24 protein-coding genes and 1 pseudogene are annotated in these 22816 nt (G+C 25.3%); 11 read left to right on the top strand and 14 right to left on the bottom strand.

Going from position 1 to position 22816, the window contains the following annotated elements:
* Positions 1-17: 17 nt before the first annotated feature.
* The 4 genes from BUA62_RS01325 to BUA62_RS01310 all read left to right on the top strand — a co-directional run bounded on the left by BUA62_RS01325 (position 18) and on the right by BUA62_RS01310 (position 5089).
* Positions 18-518 carry a restriction endonuclease gene (locus BUA62_RS01325; RefSeq protein ID WP_072862629.1) on the top strand — a complete coding sequence of 167 codons (501 nt, stop codon included), beginning with the start codon at positions 18-20 and terminating at the stop codon, positions 516-518.
* A 167-nt stretch (positions 519-685) separates the two neighbouring features.
* Positions 686-1597, top strand: a complete 912-nt coding sequence (locus BUA62_RS01320) for a restriction endonuclease (protein ID WP_072862627.1) — start codon at positions 686-688, stop codon at positions 1595-1597.
* A gap of 26 nt (positions 1598-1623) precedes the next feature.
* On the top strand, positions 1624-3801 hold the full coding sequence (locus tag BUA62_RS01315; protein ID WP_072862625.1) for an McrB family protein: 2178 nt from the start codon (positions 1624-1626) through the stop codon (positions 3799-3801).
* A gap of 1 nt (position 3802) precedes the next feature.
* On the top strand, positions 3803-5089 hold the full coding sequence (locus BUA62_RS01310) for an McrC family protein (protein ID WP_072862623.1): 1287 nt from the start codon (positions 3803-3805) through the stop codon (positions 5087-5089).
* Positions 5090-5192: 103 nt separating this feature from the next.
* Here the strand turns inward: BUA62_RS01310 and BUA62_RS01305 are convergent, their stop codons facing one another.
* Entirely contained in the window at positions 5193-5687 is a 495-nt protein-coding gene (locus BUA62_RS01305) for a hypothetical protein (protein ID WP_072862621.1), read from the bottom strand.
* Between the two features lie 435 nt (positions 5688-6122).
* On the opposite strand from BUA62_RS01305, the gene BUA62_RS01300 reads away from it, so the two are divergent.
* The 4 genes and pseudogenes from BUA62_RS01300 (at position 6123) to msrA (ending at position 8393) form a co-directional block, all read left to right on the top strand.
* On the top strand, positions 6123-6530 hold the full coding sequence (locus tag BUA62_RS01300) for a hypothetical protein (protein ID WP_072862619.1): 408 nt from the start codon (positions 6123-6125) through the stop codon (positions 6528-6530).
* A gap of 37 nt (positions 6531-6567) precedes the next feature.
* Complete coding sequence (locus BUA62_RS01295) at positions 6568-7062, top strand: hypothetical protein (RefSeq protein WP_072862617.1); 495 nt, start codon at positions 6568-6570, stop codon at positions 7060-7062.
* Positions 7063-7312: 250 nt separating this feature from the next.
* Positions 7313-7634: pseudogene (locus tag BUA62_RS11905) on the top strand (PD-(D/E)XK nuclease domain-containing protein); the annotation flags it as partial.
* A gap of 258 nt (positions 7635-7892) precedes the next feature.
* On the top strand, positions 7893-8393 hold the full coding sequence (gene msrA, locus BUA62_RS01285) for a peptide-methionine (S)-S-oxide reductase MsrA (RefSeq protein WP_072862615.1): 501 nt from the start codon (positions 7893-7895) through the stop codon (positions 8391-8393).
* Positions 8394-8431: 38 nt separating this feature from the next.
* On the opposite strand, the gene BUA62_RS01280 is transcribed toward msrA, so the two are convergent.
* Both BUA62_RS01280 and BUA62_RS01275 read right to left on the bottom strand, forming a co-directional pair.
* On the bottom strand, positions 8432-9058 hold the full coding sequence (locus BUA62_RS01280) for a deoxynucleoside kinase (RefSeq protein ID WP_072862613.1): 627 nt from the start codon (positions 9056-9058) through the stop codon (positions 8432-8434).
* Positions 9046-9678 (bottom strand): deoxynucleoside kinase, encoded by a 633-nt coding sequence (locus BUA62_RS01275; RefSeq protein ID WP_072862611.1) that lies wholly within the window; start codon positions 9676-9678, stop codon positions 9046-9048. Before BUA62_RS01275 ends, BUA62_RS01280 begins: the two co-directional genes overlap by 13 nt.
* A 144-nt stretch (positions 9679-9822) precedes the next feature.
* On the opposite strand from BUA62_RS01275, the gene BUA62_RS01270 reads away from it, so the two are divergent.
* Together BUA62_RS01270 and BUA62_RS01265 are read left to right on the top strand one after the other, a co-directional pair.
* Positions 9823-10737 carry an alpha/beta hydrolase gene (locus BUA62_RS01270; protein WP_200782269.1) on the top strand — a complete coding sequence of 305 codons (915 nt, stop codon included), beginning with the start codon at positions 9823-9825 and terminating at the stop codon, positions 10735-10737.
* Entirely contained in the window at positions 10734-11771 is a 1038-nt protein-coding gene (locus BUA62_RS01265) for a DUF362 domain-containing protein (RefSeq protein ID WP_084670644.1), read from the top strand. Before BUA62_RS01270 ends, BUA62_RS01265 begins: the two co-directional genes overlap by 4 nt.
* Positions 11772-11786: 15 nt before the next feature.
* Here the strand turns inward: BUA62_RS01265 and BUA62_RS01260 are convergent, their stop codons facing one another.
* The 9 genes from BUA62_RS01260 to BUA62_RS01220 all read right to left on the bottom strand — a co-directional run bounded on the left by BUA62_RS01260 (position 11787) and on the right by BUA62_RS01220 (position 21265).
* On the bottom strand, positions 11787-12125 hold the full coding sequence (locus BUA62_RS01260) for a hypothetical protein (RefSeq protein WP_072862607.1): 339 nt from the start codon (positions 12123-12125) through the stop codon (positions 11787-11789).
* 27 nt (positions 12126-12152) lie between these two features.
* Positions 12153-13268, bottom strand: coding sequence for an MFS transporter (locus BUA62_RS01255; protein ID WP_072862605.1), 1116 nt, complete (start codon positions 13266-13268; stop codon positions 12153-12155).
* A 146-nt stretch (positions 13269-13414) separates the two neighbouring features.
* A complete protein-coding gene (locus tag BUA62_RS01250) occupies positions 13415-14494 on the bottom strand; it encodes an ERCC4 domain-containing protein (protein ID WP_072862603.1) in 1080 nt (359 codons plus the stop codon).
* Between the two features lie 22 nt (positions 14495-14516).
* Positions 14517-15638, bottom strand: a complete 1122-nt coding sequence (gene wecB, locus BUA62_RS01245) for a non-hydrolyzing UDP-N-acetylglucosamine 2-epimerase (RefSeq protein ID WP_072862601.1) — start codon at positions 15636-15638, stop codon at positions 14517-14519.
* 22 nt (positions 15639-15660) lie between these two features.
* Entirely contained in the window at positions 15661-16989 is a 1329-nt protein-coding gene (locus BUA62_RS01240; RefSeq protein ID WP_072862599.1) for a hypothetical protein, read from the bottom strand.
* An 8-nt stretch (positions 16990-16997) separates the two neighbouring features.
* The gene (locus tag BUA62_RS01235) at positions 16998-18356 is read right to left on the bottom strand and encodes a hypothetical protein (protein WP_072862597.1); all 1359 of its coding nucleotides are present in this window, start codon (positions 18354-18356) and stop codon (positions 16998-17000) included.
* A gap of 3 nt (positions 18357-18359) precedes the next feature.
* Positions 18360-18923 carry a DUF4416 family protein gene (locus BUA62_RS01230; RefSeq protein WP_072862594.1) on the bottom strand — a complete coding sequence of 188 codons (564 nt, stop codon included), beginning with the start codon at positions 18921-18923 and terminating at the stop codon, positions 18360-18362.
* Positions 18910-19242, bottom strand: a complete 333-nt coding sequence (locus BUA62_RS01225) for a hypothetical protein (protein ID WP_072862592.1) — start codon at positions 19240-19242, stop codon at positions 18910-18912. The genes BUA62_RS01230 and BUA62_RS01225 overlap by 14 nt, the downstream gene beginning before the upstream one ends.
* Positions 19229-21265 carry a CBS domain-containing protein gene (locus tag BUA62_RS01220; protein ID WP_072862590.1) on the bottom strand — a complete coding sequence of 679 codons (2037 nt, stop codon included), beginning with the start codon at positions 21263-21265 and terminating at the stop codon, positions 19229-19231. The genes BUA62_RS01225 and BUA62_RS01220 overlap by 14 nt, the downstream gene beginning before the upstream one ends.
* 87 nt (positions 21266-21352) lie before the next feature.
* Here BUA62_RS01220 and BUA62_RS01215 point away from each other — a divergent pair, with 87 nt between their 5' ends.
* Complete coding sequence (locus BUA62_RS01215) at positions 21353-21901, top strand: hypothetical protein (protein WP_072862588.1); 549 nt, start codon at positions 21353-21355, stop codon at positions 21899-21901.
* Here BUA62_RS01215 and BUA62_RS01210 read toward each other — a convergent pair.
* Together BUA62_RS01210 and rsmD are read right to left on the bottom strand one after the other, a co-directional pair.
* On the bottom strand, positions 21892-22266 hold the full coding sequence (locus BUA62_RS01210) for a late competence development ComFB family protein (protein WP_072862586.1): 375 nt from the start codon (positions 22264-22266) through the stop codon (positions 21892-21894). The genes BUA62_RS01215 and BUA62_RS01210 overlap by 10 nt on opposite strands.
* A 1-nt stretch (position 22267) precedes the next feature.
* Complete coding sequence (gene rsmD / locus BUA62_RS01205) at positions 22268-22816, bottom strand: 16S rRNA (guanine(966)-N(2))-methyltransferase RsmD (RefSeq protein WP_072862584.1); 549 nt, start codon at positions 22814-22816, stop codon at positions 22268-22270.

Raw genomic sequence — 22816 nt, 5'->3', positions numbered from 1 at the left:
TAATAAAAGTTTCTAATTTGATAAATAATGAAATAGGTACAACATTAATTGAAAATATAAAATACAATTTGACAGAAGAAACTTATGATAATAGTATTTTTACTATAAAAAAATTTGAGGGGAAATTGGATGAAAATGTAATAAAAGTAGAAAAGCATATATATAATTATTTGAAATTTGATTCAAAAATTGAAAGAAAGTTTGCTGAAAGTGTCCTTGAAATTGGAACGGAAATAAAAGTATATGCAAAATTACCAAGTGATTTTAAAATAGAAACACCTGTTGGGAATTATAATCCTGACTGGGCAATAGTTATACAAAACGGTGATGAAAAAAAAATATATTTTATTGCTGAAACTAAGGGAAGTTTGGATAGTATGGAGATTAGAGAAAAAGAAAGGTTAAAAATAGAATATGCAAAAAAGCATTTTGAAATTTTAAATAGTATTTTTGAAGACAAAAAAATTAAATATGGTGTAGTAGATAATTATGATGCCTTAATGAAAATTGTTAAATAAAAAGAATATTAATTCCTGCATCTTCAGCAGCAGATTTAGCAACGGTTCCAACAGAATTAGTTACAAAAATTCAAATGATATTTTATAATGATCCAATTGATGCTGTATTTAAATCTTTAGGAGTCAATTGAGAAACAAAAAATTATTAAATAATCTGAGGTGGAATTATGGCTATACCTACATATGATAAATTAATGTTGCCCTTATTGAATTTAATATCCGATAAGAAAATTTATAATTTAAAAACATGTGAAAAAGAATTAGCTAAACAATTGGAACTAACAGATGCAGACTTAAATAAAACATTAAAAAGTGGGAAAAAAGTATTTTACGATAGGATTAGTTGGGCAAAAACGTATTTGGAAAAATCTGGTTTATTGAAAAATATTGAAAGAGGAAAATTTAAAATAACAGAAGAAGGTATGAAATTATTACAAGAAAAACCAAAAAATATTGATAAAAAACTTTTGTTAAATTATGAAAGTTTTAAGGAATTTTATCAAGGTAGTAATAATTCAAAAAACAGGAACGATAACACTCAAACAAAAAATAAAACTCCACAAGAATTAATTGAGGAAGCCTATCTAGAATTCAGAAGCTCATTGGTTGAAGATTTACTTAGTTATTTATATAAAGTATCTTTTGATAAATTCGAAAAAATTGTTCTAGATGTTTTGGTAAAAATGGGATATGGAGGAAATTTTGAAAATGCCAAAAGAAATACAAAAAAGACGAGAGATGGTGGCATTGATGGAATAATTAATGAAGATAGACTTGGTTTAGATAAAATATATATACAGGCGAAAAAATGGGATAAAAATCAAATAGTAGGAAGACCCGAAATACAAAAATTTTCAGGTGCGTTAGATACTCCTGGAGCAAATAAAGGGATTTTTATAACTACTTCTTCTTTTACAAAAGATGCTATTGATTATGTCAGGGGATTAAATAATAAAAAGATTGTATTAATTGATGGAGAACTCTTTGCTAATCTTATGATTGATTTTAATGTGGGTGTTTATGTGCAAAGTTCTTTTGAAATAAAAAAAATTGATACGGATTATTTTGAAGAAGAATAATTTTTAAATGATCAGGGGGAAGTTTTATGATTTTAAAAAACGACGATATTTTAAAATTAAGAGATGAATTAATAGAAAATGGAATTATTGTAACAGAAAGAGATTTAGATGAACAGTATAAATTATTTAGAGAAAAATTTGGACCAGATGTATTAAAGAATTTAAAAGGAGAAGAATTATTAGAATATGTTTTTGATCAGGGAAGAAAAGATACTCTAAATTATTGGTTAGAATATAAAAACGATGAGGAATTTCAAACAAAGAATTTCGGTAGTATTGCTGGAGGCTCAGCCTTGAAATTTGGAATTTTTAAAAGCAAAAAAACTGGTGATTGGATCATTGGTAGTACAAGAAAGATGAAATCTGTTAATATAAATCAAGCTGTAAAAAAAGCAGAATATATAAAAGATCGCCTTCTAAAAGGGATCTCGTTCATTGAAAACAATCTGAATAATTATGAAGATAGTACATACACTGAATTACAAGAAGAACTTGATAAAATTTTAGAACAATATTCTAATTACGCATGGATACATAAATATTATCATTTATTATTCCCTGAAAAAATAGACAATTTTCATGTAGAAAAACTCCAAAAATTTTATTTGCGAAAATTAAAAATAAACTTTGAAGAAAAAAAAGGATTATATTATTTATCCAATAAATTTACTTCTAAAGCTAAAAAACTTGGTATTCCAACATCTCATTATACGGCTGTTTTATTGGAAGTTTTTGGTCATGTGCATAATTATTGGATTTTTTCTTTAAATAACCAAAAAAATGATGAAGAAATAATGTTTGATGAAAATTATATTTTTTATGATTTTCAAGCTTTGGATAACCTTGATAATATGGATTTCAAAAATAAAACAGATGCAAAAAAATATATTCAAGATTTTTTGATTTCAAAAGGGTTAGTTGTTAATACGGATATAGAGAAAAAAATAACTGAAATTGTAAGCTTTTATTTTGATATTGATATAAATGATACTATTGTTCTTTTAAGAAAAAATAGAGTTTTAGGAATAGGGAAAATTAAGGGGCCTTATGAATTTAAAAAAAATGAAAAGTTTCAACATAGTAAAGCTATTAAATGGGAAAAATTTTTTGATCCTTCAAAATATGATTTAAAGATTAATGTTAATTTTTCTATTACAAAAGTTAATAAAACGGAAGATATTATTAAAATTGAAAAAATGTTTGAAAATTCAACAGAATCAATTAAACCAAAAATTGACACGTCTCTGATTTTACAAAAAATAAAAAAAGTATTGGAGAGGAAAAAACAAGTTATATTGTATGGACCACCTGGAACGGGAAAAACTTATTGGGCTGAGAAAACTTGTTTAGAATTAGCTTCGGAATCTGCATTTAATAAGAGTTTTAATGAATTGAACGCTGGTGAATTAATTCAAATTTATGGTGATAATGATTCTTTAGTAAAATTCTGTACTTTTCATCCATCATATGGATATGAAGATTTTATAGAAGGGATCAAAACAAATATTAAAAATAATCAGACTTTTTTTTCTTTAAAAGAAGGTATTTTTAAAAAAATATGCAAAGATGCTAATGAAAATCATGATAAAAAGTACTTTTTAATAATAGATGAAATTAATAGAGGAGATATCTCAAGAATTTTTGGTGAATTAATCACGCTTTTAGAAATAAATAAAAGAGGGAAAAAAGCTATTTTACCCTTATCTGGAGAAATTTTTTTTGTTCCAGAAAATGTATATATTATTGCGACGATGAATACTGCAGATCGTTCTATTGCTTTAATTGATATAGCTCTAAGAAGAAGATTTGGATTTATTGAATTGATGCCAGATTATTCAATTTTTTCTGGATTTATGATTGAGAATTTACCTTTGGATAAATGGTTAAAAAGTTTGAATGAAAAAATTATAGCTTGTTTAGGAAAAGATGCAAGAAATCTCCAAATTGGGCACTCTTATTTTATGGAAAATGGAAAACCCATTAAGGATTTTGAAAAATTTAAAAGAGTTATTCAAGAAGATATTATTCCTTTAATCGAAGAATATTGTTATGAAGATTATGAAATAATTAAAAAGATTTTAGGAAGTTCTTTTATTGATATTAAAAATCAATCCATCAATTATAAATTTCTTGAAGAGGCAAGCAAAGAGGAATTTATTGATGCTTTGGTGGAAAATTCTAAAGAGTTACTAAAAGGGGATTAAAATGATTAAAATACTTTTAAATGAATGGCAGGAAATACTTCCTAATTATAAAAATGGTTTAATTAATTTTTATTTTAAAAATTACAAATCACAGAAAATAGTAGAAAAATTAAAAGAGAAAAAAATATTACAGATAGATGAATTAAAAAAAGGATTAAGAATTCGGAGCTTTTCATATGTAGGTAAAATAGAAATAGAAAATGTTCAAATTAAAGTAATAACAAAAATAGATAAATTACCTTTATTAAGGTTATTAAAATATACATATAACTTAAAGGATTTAAAAATTTTAGAAAAATCATTATATAGTTTAAAAAAAACAAATTTTTTTGATATTCTTATTTATCAACTATATTTAGAAATTGAAACAATATACAGATTAGGTTTAATAAGATTTTATAAAAGACAAAATGACTATTTGAAATCACCAAGAGGGATTATAGATATTAACAGATTGTATTCAAAAAAATATCCGCCACCCGATGCTTTGCCTTGCATATATTATGAAAGAAATTCTGATAATTTATTAAATTCTCTTTTAATAGCAGGATTGAAATTAGCCTTACAAATGACCGATTCTTCTTCATTAAAACAAAAACTCTCTCTTTTTTATAGATTAATATCTGAGCATACAAATCATATAAAAATTAATAATAATAACATCAAAAAAGCATTTAGTATGATCAATAGATTGAATAGTCATTATTTACCGGCGTTAAATATAATCAAATTATTATTTGAGGTAAAAGGTTTAAGCATGGAAAATTCTATGCATTATTTTAACGGATTTTTCTTTGATATGAACAAGTTCTTTCAAGATTTATTATCAAAATTAGCTGATGAATTTTTAATTAATTATAATATAAAAAAAGAATATGTTCTCTCAAATTTATTTGAATATGATAAATCGTTTAATCCTAAAGGAAGGAATAATCCAAAAATAAGACCAGATTTTGCAGTTTTAAAAAAGGATAAAGTCATTTTATTTATAGATGCTAAATATAGAGATTTATGGGAAAAACCTTTACCAAGAGAAATGTTATATCAATTAACAATATATTCGTTTAGTGGGGTTGAAAGCAACCAGGTGAAAATTTTATATCCAACAATGAATGAGACAGCTATAATTCAAAAAATTAAATTTAAAAATCCGGCTAATAATAAATATAAATCAGAAATAATATTGCAACCAGTGTTATTATCGAAAATATCAAACTTGCTTTTTAAAAATAATTTTGAATTGGAAAAATATACTAATGAAATATTTTTTTTACAATTAAAAATATAGAGAAGAAAATTATTTTTATATTTAATATTATTGATTTTTCAAACAATATAAAAATATGTATTATGTATTCTTTTTGAATACAGTATTTGTTTATAAATATACATTAAAAATTTATTCCGAATGAAAGAGTTGTTGACATGTATTTATCCATGTCAAAACTATAAAATCCTCTAAATCCAAAACTATATTTATTATTAAATGGACCATTCATACCTAGTAAAAATCCATAAATTCCATCTAAAGCTCCAGTGATGCCTAATTCTAAATAGCTTTTTTTCATAATTCCCCCTATATATCCTAAATCTATATTTGTACTTATTCCAAACCCTCCAATGGAAGACACCCATACTAAATTATCATCAAAAAGATCTTTTTTATATCCAATGGAATAGAATACATGTATGCCTAATCCTATTCTATCTGACAAATTTGGAATTAAAACGCTATATTCAATAGATGAAGAAGAGAATGAGTTTCCTAACATAGCATCTTCCCATGCTGCATATCCCAAGCCGAAAAAAGTTACATATGGAGTTTTTTCTACTCCAAAATTTATAATAGTGAGTAACAAAAATAATAATAAAGAAATTTTTTTCACAAACATCACCCCTCATATAATTGGCTATTATATTTATTATAAAGATTTTTTAGTATCAAGTCAATATAATAATAAAAAAAATTAGATGATAATAATTTTTTTATTTAAAAGGAGTAATAATACATATTTTAATAAAAATTTTCAAGTATTTTTATAAAGACCAAAAAGTTTATATTTAAAATAATAGAAATTTTAAATATACATAACATCGCTTTATTCTCAACATTTTTTATTCTAATACTTTCTTATTGTTTTTATTAAATTTTATTGAAAAATATTAATTGCGATGTGTATAATTATTTATCACGTGAAAAATATAGAAAATTTTATATAAAATATTTGATATAGTTGACAATACAATTATTAAATGATATAATTGTAAATGTATGTAACATATATATTTTTTAATTTAAAAAATTAGGAAGGGGGATTAGGATGAAAAGAGTATTTTTACTGTTGTTCATTTTTTCCATTGTTGTTGGGTTAACATCCTGTGTAGTTTTTAAATCGCCGCCAGATATTAGAGGGACTTGGGAATCAATAGTTAAAAACGGGGACTACACAACTACACTCCAAATTAAAATAAAAACACAAAATGGAGAAAATTTTAGCGGAGAATATTATGAAAGCTCGAGTTTGGGTACCTATACTTTGTTTTTTTCAAATGGAAAAATAGATAATGAAGGAAATTTTTCATTTAAAATTGAAGAGGAAAGTAACGGAAGTACAATGGCACTTTCTATTTCTGGAAAAGTTAATGGAAATACAATGAGTGCGACTATGATTATTACAATCGATGGTGAAAAATATGGGGAACTATCTTTAAGCTTTTCAAAAAAATAAAAATAACCAAAGTCATCAGTAAGAAAGGGGCGAGTTTATGAAAAAAAAATTTATATTTTTTATGTTAATAGTTCTATTTAATGTTTTTATATTTGGATCAAATATTTCAGTATCTATTGAAACAATATCATTAATCAATGGAATACCTAATGCTCGTATAGAAATAAAAGAACCTGGTTCATCAAATGGTTTTGAAATTCGTTCTTCGGTTTTATTTACGTCAATTTCTGCTTATGATATGATGATTGTAGGTTTTGGTGGTGGTCCAAAATTATATTTTGATAATTCTAGTTTATATGGATTTGTAGATATTGGAGTTGCTGTTATTTCCGTAAGTTCCTATGCTGATTCCGCTACTGCTATTGGATATGGTTTGAGTGGAGGTTTTGGTTATAAATATATTTTTAAAGATAGTGAAAATAAAATTTTTATTGAACCATTATTAGGGTATGGTTATTTTAATTTTGCTGATTACCTTTCTTATACTGCACCTATTATTGGATTGAAAATTGGTTTTTCTGTTGGTAAATAATTAATTGGTAAATAACTAATAGTAAAAAAATGGAAAAAACACCTTTTCAAATTGTTTGGAAAGGTGTTTTTATTATTATCAATTATATTTATAATTTAAAATTTATTTCTAATCAATAGTTTTACACATAAATTTTTTTATTAAATTATGCTATACGAAAAAAAGTAGAAGTATAATTAGAATGGATGTATATAGGTATACGGAGGCGATTAGATGAAAAAATTACCAATAGGAATACAGAATTACAAATGATGGAGAACATTATGTTTATAATCCATTTTCAATATTAAAATTCTTTCAAAAACAAGAATTTCAAAATTACTGGTTTGAAAGTGGATCCCCATCATTCTTATACAATTACATAAAAGGAAAAAAAAATAGAATATGAAGACAAGATATATTTATTTGAAATAAAAATAGATAAAAGTGCAATTGACGCAATATCTCAAATAAAAGAAAAGAAGTATTATGAAAAATACATAGATAATGCAAATGAAATATACTTAATAGGAATAAATGTCAATTCTGAAAAAAGGAATATTGATGATTATATTGTTGAAAAAGTTATATAAAATTAAAAATATAAATGTCGTTCCAATTATGGAATGGCATTTATTATAATATTTTTGTTTTTTATATTGATAAAAATTTTTTGACTTTTAAAGAAAAATGATTTTGTTCTTGATTTTACTTTGCGTTGCTTAGCGAAATTGTATATCATATAAACAAATTATTAAAAAAAATTATTCAAAATTAAGTTATAACAAGTGTTTTTATTATAATATGATATAATAAAAATAGTATATAATTTTTTAGAAGGAGATGATTTTGTGAGTAATTTAGATAAAATATATTTTGCAGCTGGATGTTTTTGGGGAGTTGAACATTTATTCAAAAAATTAAATGGAGTTTTAGATACCAATGTTGGATATATGGGTGGAAATTATGAAAATCCAACATATGAAGATGTTTGTACGGGCAGAACAGGACATGCTGAAACAGTCGAAATAATCTTTGATAAAGATTTAATCTCAGAAAAGGATTTAATTAAATATTTTTTTGAAATTCATGATTTCACAGAATATAATAGGCAGGGGCCTGATATTGGAACTCAATATAGAAGTGTTATATTTTATACAAATGAGAATCAGAAAAAAATAGCAGAAGAATTAAAAAAAACTTTGGCGGAAAAATTTACTGTTGCAACATCAATTGAACCAGCAAAAAAATTTTATTTAGCTGAAGATTATCATCAAGATTATTATGATAAAACCGGGAAACAACCTTACTGCCATTATAAGAGGGAAGTTTGGATAAATTTCAAATTATAGAGATTTCATTTAAGATGTAAAATAGCCGCAATTAGCGGCTATTTTACATTTTCTAATTCTAATATTTCTGAAATATCTTCAACAATTTTATCGATATATTCCGGATTTTCGACGATATCAATTGTATTGCCATCAACAACATATATTTTTGACTGATTATAATTACTTATCCATTCCATATAAAGGTCATCAAGTTGTTTCCAATATTCTATAGGAACTTGCATTTCCATTTCTCTACCTCTTTTTTTAATTCTTTTAACAACAGTATCTACACTTGTTTTTATATATATTAATAAATCCGGCTTTTTTAAAAATTCAAGCATTGTATAAAATATTTGTCTATATGTTTGATATTCTCTTTCGCTCATTTTGCCATTGTTATATAAATTTTTTGCAAATATTTCAGCATCTTCATATATGGATCTATCTAATATAGCATTATCGTCATTATCTATTATTTTTTTTATACTGTTAAATCTATGAAATAGAAAGAATGTTTGTAAATGATAAGACCATTTTTTTTGATTTTCATAAAAGTCTTCTAAAAATGGATTGTCACTTACTGATTCGTAATATGGTGTAAATCCTAATCTCTCAGATAATATTCTTGTAAATGTTGATTTTCCAGCTCCCACATTTCCTGCTAATACAATCATCTTACCCATATTTTCCCCTCCAAATATTGAATTATTCTTTCTAATAATTTCTTTAATTCCTTTTCATCAAAAACATTAAAGGTGTTTCCATCAACATATAAAAAATCTTTTTCTTTAGAGAAATAATTTTTATAGCCATTATCGACTAATTCCAAATATTCTCTTGCAATAACTTTTTCCATATCTCTATTTCTTTTTTTGATTCTTTCTACTATTACATCAACATTAGTGTCAAGATAAATTAAAACATCTGGTTTTTTTATATCTTCAGTTAAGATGTTATAGATTTTTAGAAATTTTTCTTTTTCAATAGGATTTGTAATTGTGATATTTGCGAATATTTTATTTTTTAACATATCATAATCAGATATAACGAGGTTTGAATAATTATTTTTGTGATATTGTTTATATCTTGATACTAAAAAAAACATTTCTGTTTGAAATCCAACATCTTCATTTTTATATAATAGAGGAAGATATGGATTGTTTTCAAATTCTTCTAATATGAGTTCATCAGCGTTTAATTTATAAAACAAAGCATTAGCTAACGTAGTTTTACCACTTCCAATATTCCCCTCTATATTTATTCGTATGGACTTACCTTTGAAATAGCTTTTTATTTTTTCCATAATCCCCTCCATTTTATGATATGATATATATAGTAGCAAAGTTATTATATATTACTTTTGTTTATTTTTCCTTTATATTTCTTTAAAATTACCACATATAGTAGTTATTTATATCACAAAATACTATAAATTGAGAGGTGTAACATGATATTTGCAAAAGATTATGATAATAATCCGATAATATTAAAAGAAAATAATGAGATGGTGATTTTAAAATCAAATTATCCTTGTGAATTTTCTGAATCATCGAAAATTTCTGTATATACATATAATGCAGGGACAAAAAAAACATTATTATTTATTCATGGTTTGGGTACAAAAAATTTAAAATATTTAAAGTGGTTTCCTGAAAATTTCGCTAAAATGGGATATAATAGTGCTTTGATGATATTACCGTATCATTTTGATAGAACACCAAAAGGTTATAAAAGTGGGGAAATGTTTTTATCTACAACGAATAATTATATTTTAAGATCACGTTTTGAACATTCTGTTGTGGATATACTCACAACATTAAATTATTTAAAGGAAAAATTTGATGGTGATTTATATTTAATGGGATTTAGTTTTGGAGGTATGGTATCAACTATAGCTGCTTCTTTGAGGAATGATATAAAAGGATTATCTTTGGTGGTTACAGGAGGTAATTTTTATCATATTACATGGAAGAGTTTTGTAACTGGTGTGTTGAGAGTTCAATATGAAGAAAATAAAGAATGTAATCCCGAGAAGTGTAGGTTATATCATCAAAATGATTATCCTGTTTATTTGAAAAAATTGGAGAATCCTGAAGTGGAGTTAGATAAATCTCCAATTGCATGTTTTGAGTATGATCCTTTAACTTTTGCTAAATTTATAAAAACTCCAACTGTAATGTTTAAAGCGTTATTTGATATTTTTATTCCAAAAAATTCAACATTGGATTTATATAATGCTATTAATACTAGGAAGAAATTATATTCTATTCCAAGTGGCCATTTAACTTCTTATGTTTATAGAAAATCTATTTTAAGGAAAACTTTAAAATTTTTTGAAAAAGGATTGGGGGAGATTAAATGAAAGTATATTTGAAAAAATGTGTTGGTTATGATAATGCAGAAGATGTATTAATGCCTGTTTTAAAAAAGTATGAAGATAGATTTAGTGAGGGAGATAAAGTTTTAGTTAAACCAAATTTGTTATCTCCAAAAAGTGTTGAAAGTGGTATAACAACACATCCAAAAATAGTAGAAATAGTTTTAAAATTTTTGCTTGATTTAGGTACTAAACCATATCTTGGAGATAGTCCGGCCACAGGAACAGCTTTAGAGGCGGTTAAGGCAAATGGTATATATGATGTTTGTAAGAGATTGGATGTACCTATTGTGGAATTGGATGATCCAGTTGAAATAGATGGGGAAAATTTTAAAGGTATTATGATTTCAAGGAAGGTTTTAGAAGCAGATAAGATTGTAAATATAGCAAAATTAAAAACGCATGTTCAAATGATTATGACTTTAGCAGTGAAAAATACATTTGGTTGCGTTGTTGGGAAAGAAAAATCTGCATGGCATTTTAGAGCTAAGACAAATACTAATTTTGCTAATGTTATAATAGATATACATAATATAGTAAAACCAACATTGAATATTCTGGATGGTATATTAGGAATGGAAGGTAATGGCCCGGCAAATGGTATTAAGAAATATTTTAATGTTTTGGGTGTTTCTGAAAATGCATACGCTTTAGATCATGCAATAATAAAAGCATTAAATGTGAAAGAAAAATATGTGTATATTATAAAAGAAGCGATGAGAAAAGGTTTAATTCCACGTTATGAATTAGATTCTAATTGGGAAGGAGAACAAATAAAATTACCTTTGACAGCACCAATTTTTGAAACGGTAACCAATTTAGTAAGAGTTTTTGAAAGAGTACCTAAAATAAATAAAAACAAATGTATAGAATGTAAGATATGCGAAAATAGATGTCCAGCTGAGGCGATTAATATTGATAAAGATAAATTTATAGATTATTCAATATGTATCAGATGCTATGTTTGCCATGAAGTATGTCCTCAAGATGCAATAAAGTTAATAAGAAAATTAAAATAAAAAACAATGAGTCAATTAAATTGACTCATTGTTTTCTTTAAGCTTTTTAAGCTTATTCAATCTAACAGGATTTAAATAATTTAAACAACATCCACTTCCAAACATTTTAACTTTTAAATTTAATTTGCTTTCGTATTCAACAATTTCATTGTATTTAGCACATTTGTTATCTTCTGTTAAATATTCACATTGATTTTTTTCTTCATTCCATTTTCCGTAATAACATGGAGTATGTTTGCAGCAATATCCACATTCTAAACAGTCTGGACATTGTTGCTCTACTTTATTCAACTTTTCAAATAATTTATCAAAATCATCAATTCCGTCTAAGTCATCAAAGTCATCAAAAAACATAGTACCCTCCTTGAAATGTTTCATATATTATACCATATTTTTCTTATTTTTATATAGTATAGGATAAAGAATTCCCAAAAAGGCAGAAAAAATGCTAATACTAAATAAAACAAATCCAACATTATTTCCAAAAATTGCAGAATAACCACTTGAAATGAAATTTCCTATAGCCCATGCAAATCCCATGGATACTGAGGATGCGAAGCTTTTATTTTTAGGCATTAAAAATTGTGCTTCTACAGTGTTTGCTGACATTGTAAGAAATCCAAATGCATCAAAAGCAGTGAATGCAATAATTCTTAGTAATTCAGTATTCATATAGATCATAAGAATTCCTGAAATTCCCATACCAAAAAAACCAACAAAATTTATGAATTTTATTCCAATTTTATCTCTTAAATATGTTCCATAATAGTTTGTAAACATTCCTATTATCATTCCAATAGTTAGAGTGGCTCCACCAATTATTAAATTAGATCCTTTTTGACTTAGATAAATTGGGACAAATGTATGAAATGCATTCATGATAAATCCTCTTAAGGCAACCATTAAAAATACAGGTAATAAAATTAATGATTCTTTTAAAGATGGAATTTTTTTCTCAGAAATTTCTATTTTTTCATACGTCCATAGCTTTTTATAGAAGAAAATTAATAATAAACTACTGATAATACCAACAATATATAAGTTTTCGATACCGAATAGTTTTACATAAGTGGTAATAAAAATAGGACCTAATGCAGCTCCAAAAGTTCCAAAAACAGAAAACCAGGCAATATGTGTTCCTTTATTTAGTCTCCCAGCAAAACTTGCCCCAACGGGATGAAAGGCAGAATTAAAAAGTCTAATAAAAAATATCAAAGTTAGTAATACATAAAAACTATTTGCAAATCCTACTAAAGCTATTAAAAATATTTCTAAAAATAAAAGAATAATAACATATACACCATCTCTTCTTTTTTGATCAAAATATAAACCAAAGAATATTTGTAAAATTGAAGAAAATGCTCCAATTAAGGTAATTAAAGTTGTAAAAGTTCTGCTGTCAATATTAAACCTTTCAATGAAATAAGGGCCTAAAGGTTTGAAGAATGCATTGAAAAAATCAGCAAAAAAATGAGCTAAGGAAATTGTAAATGTCATAAGAATCCTCCTTATTGTTAGTATTACTAACAAATTATAACATAAAGATTTAGAGAGGTATATATATTTTTATTTAATAAATCTTTAAGTTTTTTATAAAACGAATAAAAAAAACAAGCCGATAAGTATTGGCTTGTTTTTAATTGCTATTTAGTTATTTTTCTCCAAAAGCTTTTGCTTCCATGTTTTTCTAAAACTATTTTACCTTCATTTCTTAATTCATTTAAAACTTTTCTAATAGTATTTTCTGATACATTATTAAATTTTTCTTTTAAAAAAGCAGTTTTGAAAGTTTCAGGAAGTTCGTGCAATATAGCATTTCTTATTTCGTAATTTATTCCGCCTTTTCTTTTTTCAGGTAATTTATATTTTTCAATAATATCAGATATTTTGTAATGTGGTTCATCTTCAATATGAGCCTTTACAGCTTCAAAATATTTGTATGTCCATTCATTTGCTAATTTTCTGTTACCAGCAAAAACTATTGTTAAATCAGGGTGATATGCAAATATTTCAGCTATAGCTTTTGCGGAGAATGCTGGTGCATAGATTTTTGATTTGTGTTCATTAAAAAAATCTGAGTAGTTTGCTTCAATAACAAGAGCAGCATTTTTGTATGCTTTTAATTCAATTAAATGTTGATGAAAGTAAGACATTTGGCCAAATTCTTTTAAAAAATTTTCAAATGTTTTTCTTTCAACTACAGCTATATATTCTTCATTATGTATTAATGCATAATCTCCAATAGGTAATTTTTTTCTTGATGTTAGAGAACCCGGAAATTTCCATGGGTATTTTTCATTTGAATCTATAATAATTTCAAGCATACTATGATGATATGTTGTTAATTTTACTTTAGGTTTATTTTGTTTTAATCCTTGTTCTGTTCTCCAGAATATTTGTTCATATTCTCCTTCTTTGTTTTTATATTTCTTTTTTAGAAAAAGAAAATCACATCTCTTTTTTATATTTCTGTTTAAAATCAAGACTAATCTTTTACCAATTCTTCGCATGTATACAATTGGTATTTTTTCTATAATATTATCAATATCAGGTGTTTTATTTTCTTTTTCTCTAATACAGAAAATATGTCCTTTTTGTCCAGGCCATTTATCCTGGACTCTTAATGAAAGTAATATTTTTTTATTTTGAATTATAGTAAGTCGATAAGGGAATTTTGGATTGGGAATAGATTCAAGTATGAAATATGCTTTATTATCATACAATATTATTTCCTCCAATTTTAAGTTATATTATAAACTCTTCTATTTTTTCTTTTAATAGAACTTTTGTTATTCTGAGAGAAGCTTTTCCATCGCCAAATGGATTTTTTGCTTTTGCCATTTTTGAATAAAATTCTAAATCGAATGTCAATTTATTCATATATTCAAGAACATTTTCTTTCTTTGTTCCTATTAATTTTGCAGTTCCAGCCTCTATTGCTTCAGGTCTTTCTGTTGTTTCTCTCAAAACTAAAGTAGGTTTTCCTAAAGCTGGAGCTTCTTCTTGGATTCCTCCAGAATCTGTCATTATAAAATATGAACCAGTCATTAAAGCTGTGAATTCTAAATATTCTAAAGGATCTATCAGTATAGCATTTTTTAATTCTTCTAATGCAGGAAATACAATTTCTCTTACAGCGGGATTTAAATGAACAGGAAATACCAAAAATATGTCAGGATTTTTTATTAAAAATTCTTTTATTGCCTGCATTACATTTTTCATTGGTGTTCCCCAATTTTCTCTTCTATGCATTGTCATTAAAATATATTTTTTATTTTTTAATCCATATTTTTCCTGTATTTTTTCTATTTTATCTTTGTTTTTTTCAATAACCCATAACAAAGCATCAATAACAGTATTACCGGTTATATAAATGTTTTCCTCTGAAATTCCTTCTTTTAAAAGATTTTCTTTTGATTTTTTGGTTGGTGGGAAATGTAGAGAACTGATTACGGTAGTTAAACGTCTATTCATTTCTTCTGGAAAAGGGTTATAAATATTGTCGGTTCTTAATCCTGCTTCTATATGTCCAACAGGTATTTTATAATAAAAAGAAATCAAAGCACCAACAAATGTTGAAGTTGTGTCCCCTTGAACTAAAATATAATCAAAATTTTCCCCTTTGAGAATAGGATCTAATTTACCTATTAAATTTTTGGTTAATTCAGGTAATGTTTGTCTATGAGTCATGACGTTTAAATCATAATCAGGGATTATTTCGAATAATTCTAATACCTGATCTAACATTTCTCTATGTTGTGCAGTTGCAATGATTTTGGTATCTATTCCGTTTTCTTTCAAAGTGTGGTATATTGGAGCCATTTTAATTGCTTCAGGTCTTGTCCCAAATATTAATCCTACTTTCATTTTTTGTCCTCCTCTTGGTTTATTAAAAAATAAATGAAAAATATAAGTTATAGTTTTTGAATTTAAGGTTTTCTATTTTTATTTTTGAGTTGAAGTTCTTGTATTTTATATAAAATGTTGTATAATAATTTTCCTTTGTGTCACCATACGGACCTTCCCATGTTTCTGTATTACCTTTTAATTCTTTATCAAAATAAGAGGTATCCAAATTTATTTCACCCATAATAATTTTTTCTAAAGTGATTTTTATATTAACATTATTTTTAATGTATTCTACAGCAAATAATTGACTTTCAATTCCACTTCCATTCTCATATCCCATAGGAATATCGTATATAATGTTATTATCAATGTATCTTCCGGTGAATTTTAACAATTCTTGCCATCTATTATACATCCACGAATAGATTTTATAATTTTCAAATTTTGTATTTATATAACCGTTTAGTAATTTAAAAATATATTGAGTTCCGTATCCCCAAGCAAATGCAGTTGGTTTATAATCTTCGGCACCAGATTCAGTTAAAGGTACAACAAAATCATCCATGGCAAATTCACCGTACACTTTTAAGCCTTTTAGAGGTAAAAATTCACCATCAATTGCAAACATTGCATTTGAATACCCTTCTCCATATGTGTTGTGGAGGATATTCATAAAATTTAGGTCTACAATGTCTGGAAATTTGCCGCCTATTAAATTTAATTCATTAATAGAAACTCTTAAAAAATTAAAAGGTTTTAGGTCGAGTCTGTGAATTAATAATGTTTTGTAAGGGTCATCATATCCTATACCAATACTTCGTCTATCAGCATTTCCATCTATGCTCATTTTCTGTATTTCTTTTTCTTCGTTTGTTAGATAAGGATTAAATATATAAGCTCCAAAGTAAATTCCTATATTACCTAATAAAAAATTTGTTGTAAATCCTCCAGTAAGTCCTTCTACAAATGGAAGAGAATCAGAAAGAAATACGCCGTGTTCTAACAATGACCAATTTGTTTTATATCTACCAATAATAAACCAAAAAGAATTTATCTTTTTTCCGTAATAATAGGTTAATTTTAAATTGTAGTTATTTGTAAGATTTATATTTAATCCTATGTTTTTGTTTTTTATTTCAAAAATAGGAATTAACTGATAATTATCAGTAGAAAAATAAGGAATATTAATATATGTTTTTATTTCTTTTTCTTGATCTGATGGATAAGGAGAAATAGAGGTTTCTAAAGCTCCTCCTTTCAATGTTCTATTAAAAATATATATTTTATAATCTATATCATTTTCAAAATAAAATGAAAAAACAGAGGATGAGAAAATAATTATAAAAAATATGATTATAAGCTTCTTCATATGGCACCTCATTGTATTTTAATTGGTATAATGAAAAATACTGAATAGTTTATAAACTTTTCTTCATTGTATTTTGTGTCAATATATTTGAATTCGAGATTTCCTATATAAGGTATGTTATAGTAAATTTTATATCGCTTATTCCAAAAAGAATTTCCAAAAGAACTTCCCCATTCATTTTCAAATAATAATAATAGTTCTTTCGAAGAAATATAAGTTTGAATTGAATTAACGTTAGAATTTTCATCATATTTGAAGCCTAAAGGATAATCATAAAAATATCTGGCACCAGGTTCGTTGATAATTTCAAGAGATCTGTTATATAGTCTGTTATATGGTATTTCATCTTCGTATATTCCAGAGTCTATAATATATTTTTCATATAATATGGAAAAGAATATATCTTTATATAATTCAAATAAAAATTCACCGCCAAGTCCAAAGCTATTTTTGTTTTTTAATGGATTAAAAGCATCTTGAATATAAAATCTAAAGTTTTTAAATTGCAATTGAGCATCTACAGCGAATAAGGAATTTTTTGTATCAAAGGGATTAGAAGGGATTTCACCACCATATAGGTTTAAAGATGTGATGCCTAAATTTAATATATTTTTTGTGTAATCTATTCTATTTACCCAAACTTCTTTAAGAGCAACTGTTGATTCTGTGGAAAATTGTTTTTCATATTCTGTTTTTGTTAGCATGGGTTGCATAGAAATAAAAATAGTATTAAAAGAAAAGTTTTTAAAATTATATTTAAAATTTATATTTTCATAGTATTTTGATGCATCTGAAAGTATTAAAGAATTTTTTAATGGACCTAAAGATATTTTTGTTCGTCCAAGGATAAAACTCCAATTGTGATTTTTTAAGCTCAAGTAACTTAATGAAGGCATATCCAATGTTGTTCTTTTAGAAATTGAGAAATCTTTATATATGTCGAAAATAGTTATATTGTCATATTTGAAATATGGACTGTTACCTTCTTTAAAATCAGCTATAAATCTAGCATATAATTCGTCATTATGATAGAATTCAAAACCAAAGTTCATCCAGGAATAAAATTCATTGTATAGATCACTAAAAAAAATCTTATCTTTTTCTAAGGTATAATATCCTCCTCCATTAAATAGTACATTATTTTCCAATCTTTTTTCGAAACCAAGTGGGAATTCAAATAATATGTTAGATTTATAATCGTTATCTTCAGTGAAAAACAAAGGAAATCCGGTATATTGAATACCGGAATTTATATTTTTTGATCTTTGATAATAAAAATCTATTGAATTTGGAAATAATAATTTTGCCGATCCAAAAACAGTTGTTATAAATATTAATAGAAATAATATAAATAGTCTTTTTTTCATTTTTTATTTCCTTCCAGACAACCATTTTCTTCTTTTTTCAAGGTACATATTTCTAATTTCGGTAAGAATATCCTGGTACTCTTTGTCTTTGAAATTTTGATATGAGTGGTCAAATGCTTTCCATTGTTCGTATACATACATTAAGGTGATTTCCGCATATATGCCTTTTGAAAGATAAATTCTATTGCCCCATGGTTTGGTACTTGCTAGCACAAATTGCATATGATGAATATATCCAATATCTAAATTAATCTTTCTTTTTCCATCAACTGCATATTTAGCTTCTAATGAATTAGTAATAGTTTTTGCATCTGCTAGGAAACCTGGTGAATATAGATTTTTAAAACTAATCATTCGAGCTTTTATTTTTACATTTTGCCCCATTTCCATATTGTAGTAATATGTATATTTTTGAAAATCTAATTCATCTGAAATATAATCAATTTCTCCAAAATGTTTTTTTAGCTCGTCTAATACATTTTCATGATATAACCAATAATCAGTATCTCCAGCAGAAAAAAAATGTATTACATAATTAACTCTATCGATATCTTTAATTTTTCCCATTTTCAACCACCACCTCGAAAGATTTTAATTTTATTTTATATATCTTTTCAATTGTTTTTATTATAACAGTTCCTGTATTATTTGTTATGATAATTTTTTCATCTTTCCCTAAATTTATATTTTTGCTTTCAAAAGGTCCCAGTTTTTCATTATTAATAAAAATATCATTGTTATTTTTATTTTCAATTACCAAAGGTAATTTTTGTGTTGCGGCAACAGTTATTAAGTCTGAAGAATCATCTATTATTTTAATTATGAAAAATATAGATAGAGATATTAAAATAGTGGCAATTAATATATATGCTTTATATTGATTCATTATTTAGTTCCCTCACAATTTTTAGTAAATAATCTTTTTCGTTTTGAATTTTATCATCAAGTTTTTTCATTTTTATTTCATCTAAGATTTTTCCTATTAATTTTCCCTTTATACCTAATTGTATAATATCTTTTCCATTGATTTCAAGCTTGAAATTTTTTATTTTTAATAAATAATTTTTGTATTTTTCTATTAAATTATTTTTTAGATATCCAGATAAAGTAATTAATAACTCATTATCAAATGATTCAACTAATTTATATATATCAGAATAAGAAGAATTTGAATTTAATGTATTTAATAATGATAATGAATTTTTCATTTTTTCAATATTACTAATAAATTTTTTTGGTAATCCATATCTTTCAAAAGCATATGAAATAGCTTTTTTATCTTCAAAAATAAGATACGGGTATAGAAAGAGGTGAAAAATTTTTGTTTTATAGGTATATTCTGGGATATTTATTTTTACCCAGTTATAAAATTCTAATATTTTACTAAATTTTTCAACCTTTTCATTAGAATATTTAGAATAAAGAAATAAATGATCTAAAATTTTTAATTTTCCCATTTCTTCAACAGTTTTTATAATATCTTTTTCATTTAATATTTTTTCAAATTCTTCTCTTAAACGCATGCCTGTAACTTTTTCTATATAATTATTATTTACAGCATCTTGCAATAATTCCAAAGTTCTATTTTCAATCTTGAAATTAAATCTCTTTTTAAATCGTATAGCTCTTAATATTCTTGTTGGATCTTCTATAAAACTTAAATTATATAAAATTCTAATTATGCCATTATCTAAGTCTCGTTTACAGCCAAAAAAGTCGAGTAAAACACCAAATTCTTCACTGTTTAATTTTATTGCCATAGCATTTATGGAAAAATCACGTCTATATAAATCTTTTTTTATTGTGCTCAATTCAACCTTTGGTAAATCAGCAGGCTTTTCATAATACTCTGTTCTTGCTGTGGCAATATCTATTCTAAAACCATCTTTAAAAAATAAAGAGCCGGTATGAAATTCACTATGTTCTACAAAAGTAATCCTTAGATTTTTTGCAGCATATTTTGCATATTTTAATCCGTCTCCTTCAACAACTATATCAATATCAAAGTTTTCTCTTTCAAGTAATAAATCTCGAACGAATCCGCCAACAACATACACAGGCATATTTAATTCGCTTCCATATATGCCTAACAGTCTTAATAAATTCATATATTTAGGTGGGATAAATTTAACCATTTTTTTTAAGATATTATATTTATGCAATTCTTCTTTATACTCTACGATAATGCTTGGTTTGGATTTGTGAAAAACTTTTCCTTTAATAAGGTCAGATCTTGTTATAATTCCAATTAACATGTTATTTTTATCAATTACTAATAGTCTTCCAATACCGTTTTCAAGCATTTTATATCGTATTTCTTCAATTGGTGTATCTGGTAAAACAGAAATAATATTTTTTGTTATTATTTCTTTTACAGGTACTTTAGATAATCCGTGGTTAATAGCTTTTTCGATATCTTTTCTTGTTATTATTCCTATTAATTCATTTTTTTCAATGACAGGAAAACCGTTGTGCCCAGTTTGTATCATTATTCTATGAACTTTTTCAATTGGTTCACTGGATAAAATTGTTCGTACAGGAGAAGACATAATATCTTTGGCCTTTAAAATTGGTGTATATTTTTTACTTATTTCTTCAAGTATGTCTTTTATTAATTTTTCAATATTTTTTTCACTTGTAGTAAACGAAGAAAAGTAATTTGTACCTTCTCCATTAAACTTTTCAAAAATATTTTTAATATCAATATCCTTACAATATGAAAAGCCAAAAACTTTTGTTTTTTTATTTAATTCAAATATTATAATAACATCAGAAGAGTATATTGAATGTATGTTTTTTGCATATTTTTTTATATTATTTATTAATCCTTCAAAATATGTGAAATTTATTTTCAAATGATCAATTTTTATTGTATTTAAATTTTTTTCCAATTTTTCTAAAATATGCATATTATCACTCACTTTTTTGGTATTATAGAACTTTTTCATTAATATATACATCTAAATAATAAATAGTAAATCACCTGGAGTGATTGTATGATAGACATGAGAATTAATCCAGATGTAGTAAATCCATTGCTTGGATATAGGCTTGATCCTGGAGAACCTGGTTTAGCCTCATCATCGCCTGCTTCTTTAAGCGTTATCAGAGTGTTGAGTCAAGAAACAGGAAATTTAATGGCATTTAAAAAAGAAGCCGCTCAAAATGGCGGTTATGTTGTGTATAGTAGAATTTCATTGAATATGCAAAAAAGAGGTTCTTTTTTAGCAGCAATTGCTGGAAAAACTGAGGTTATGGTTGTTTATAAAGATAAAAATAAAAAAGATTTGGATAAAAATAATAATGTTTTTGATAAAAAGGATGCTGATAAAAATATAAAAAAAGAACAAAAAATACAAAAATTAGAAATGTTAATTAATAGATTAAAAGGGTATGTGAATTCTGAAGAAGATTCAGAAATAAAATCAGATATAGAAAATAAAATAAAAATTCTTGAAAATCAATTAATAATGTTGAAGTTAGGAAATTATATTTCTAATCAAAATGATGATATATTGGGAATGATTTTCACTGCTTATTTTTGATTATTCTTTTTTTGAACATCTTTAAAATGCTTTTCTAATTTATCAAGATCCACATTTACTTCTTTATATAGAGATTCTTCCAATGAATGAGAAGGTTTTCTTTTCACTTTTTCCATAGCCTTTAAAACTTCCGTTAATACTTCTGCACGCATTTGGAATGTATAAGTTTCAAGTTCAGAAAAAATTCTTCCTTTTTCTGTAACTACGTATTTTGGATTCAAGTGATTTAAAGCTAATGCAATAACATCAGCTCTGCATCTATCGCAAACACACATATCAACGTTTGGCATGCTAAACATTTCGTTCGTAATGTCTTCAACTAAATGTTCCAATACATTAAAAATATGATATTTTTCAATAAGCATTTTATTCACCATCCTTTACATAAACAGATAATTTTATATCACCATAATTATACTCCTTATTTCTTATTAAATCACCATAATTTTTTTCTAAAATTTCTCTTTTAGAATGCTCTACTATAATAATTGTATTTTCGTCATAAATATGTTTATTTTCAGTTATTTTTTTTAATGCTTCTGAAGCTAATCCCAATTGGAAAGGAGGATCCATAAATATTATATCGTATTTTTTTGTTAATTTAATTATACCTTTTCTAAAATCCGAACATATTAAATTAATTTTATTATCTATTTTTAAGCTTTTAGCGTTTTTTATAATTGTTGAGCAGGCTTTTTTAGATGTTTCTACAATAGTTGCATTTTCTGCTCCGGAACTTATAAATTCAAATGATACAATTCCAGAGCCTCCAAATATTTCTAGAGAATACATTTCTGTTACATCAACTATATTTAACAAGGCACGTCTTACATTAGCTGGTGTATATCGTGTTCTTTTATCTGGAACAATGTTTATTTTTCTTCCTTTTAAAAAGCCATTTTCTATTGATAACAT

This window comes from Marinitoga hydrogenitolerans DSM 16785 (assembly GCF_900129175.1).
GTDB lineage: Bacteria > Thermotogota > Thermotogae > Petrotogales > Petrotogaceae > Marinitoga > Marinitoga hydrogenitolerans.
Note: the sequence above shows the minus strand (reverse complement) of the source record. Positions and strands in the feature narration are given on the sequence as shown.

Excerpts from the sequence above, each read along its gene's own strand:
- BUA62_RS01255 (WP_072862605.1), bottom strand. The coding sequence starts at position 13,268 with ATGACATTTACAATTTCCTTAGCTCATTTTTTTGCTGATTTTTTCAAT.
- BUA62_RS01230 (WP_072862594.1), bottom strand. The coding sequence starts at position 18,923 with ATGGGAAAAATTAAAGATATCGATAGAGTTAATTATGTAATACATTTT.
- BUA62_RS01235 (WP_072862597.1), bottom strand. The coding sequence starts at position 18,356 with ATGAAAAAAAGACTATTTATATTATTTCTATTAATATTTATAACAACT.
- BUA62_RS01265 (WP_084670644.1), top strand. The coding sequence starts at position 10,734 with ATGAAAGTATATTTGAAAAAATGTGTTGGTTATGATAATGCAGAAGAT.
- wecB (WP_072862601.1), bottom strand. The coding sequence starts at position 15,638 with ATGAAAGTAGGATTAATATTTGGGACAAGACCTGAAGCAATTAAAATG.
- rsmD (WP_072862584.1), bottom strand. The coding sequence starts at position 22,816 with ATGTTATCAATAGAAAATGGCTTTTTAAAAGGAAGAAAAATAAACATT.
- BUA62_RS01210 (WP_072862586.1), bottom strand. The coding sequence starts at position 22,266 with ATGCTTATTGAAAAATATCATATTTTTAATGTATTGGAACATTTAGTT.
- BUA62_RS01300 (WP_072862619.1), top strand. The coding sequence starts at position 6,123 with ATGAAAAGAGTATTTTTACTGTTGTTCATTTTTTCCATTGTTGTTGGG.
- BUA62_RS01220 (WP_072862590.1), bottom strand. The coding sequence starts at position 21,265 with ATGCATATTTTAGAAAAATTGGAAAAAAATTTAAATACAATAAAAATT.
- BUA62_RS01315 (WP_072862625.1), top strand. The coding sequence starts at position 1,624 with ATGATTTTAAAAAACGACGATATTTTAAAATTAAGAGATGAATTAATA.
- BUA62_RS01225 (WP_072862592.1), bottom strand. The coding sequence starts at position 19,242 with ATGAATCAATATAAAGCATATATATTAATTGCCACTATTTTAATATCT.
- BUA62_RS01275 (WP_072862611.1), bottom strand. The coding sequence starts at position 9,678 with ATGGAAAAAATAAAAAGCTATTTCAAAGGTAAGTCCATACGAATAAAT.
- BUA62_RS01270 (WP_200782269.1), top strand. The coding sequence starts at position 9,823 with ATGATATTTGCAAAAGATTATGATAATAATCCGATAATATTAAAAGAA.
- BUA62_RS01310 (WP_072862623.1), top strand. The coding sequence starts at position 3,803 with ATGATTAAAATACTTTTAAATGAATGGCAGGAAATACTTCCTAATTAT.
- BUA62_RS01295 (WP_072862617.1), top strand. The coding sequence starts at position 6,568 with ATGAAAAAAAAATTTATATTTTTTATGTTAATAGTTCTATTTAATGTT.
- BUA62_RS01280 (WP_072862613.1), bottom strand. The coding sequence starts at position 9,058 with ATGGGTAAGATGATTGTATTAGCAGGAAATGTGGGAGCTGGAAAATCA.
- BUA62_RS01240 (WP_072862599.1), bottom strand. The coding sequence starts at position 16,989 with ATGAAGAAGCTTATAATCATATTTTTTATAATTATTTTCTCATCCTCT.
- BUA62_RS01260 (WP_072862607.1), bottom strand. The coding sequence starts at position 12,125 with ATGTTTTTTGATGACTTTGATGACTTAGACGGAATTGATGATTTTGAT.
- BUA62_RS01320 (WP_072862627.1), top strand. The coding sequence starts at position 686 with ATGGCTATACCTACATATGATAAATTAATGTTGCCCTTATTGAATTTA.
- BUA62_RS01215 (WP_072862588.1), top strand. The coding sequence starts at position 21,353 with ATGATAGACATGAGAATTAATCCAGATGTAGTAAATCCATTGCTTGGA.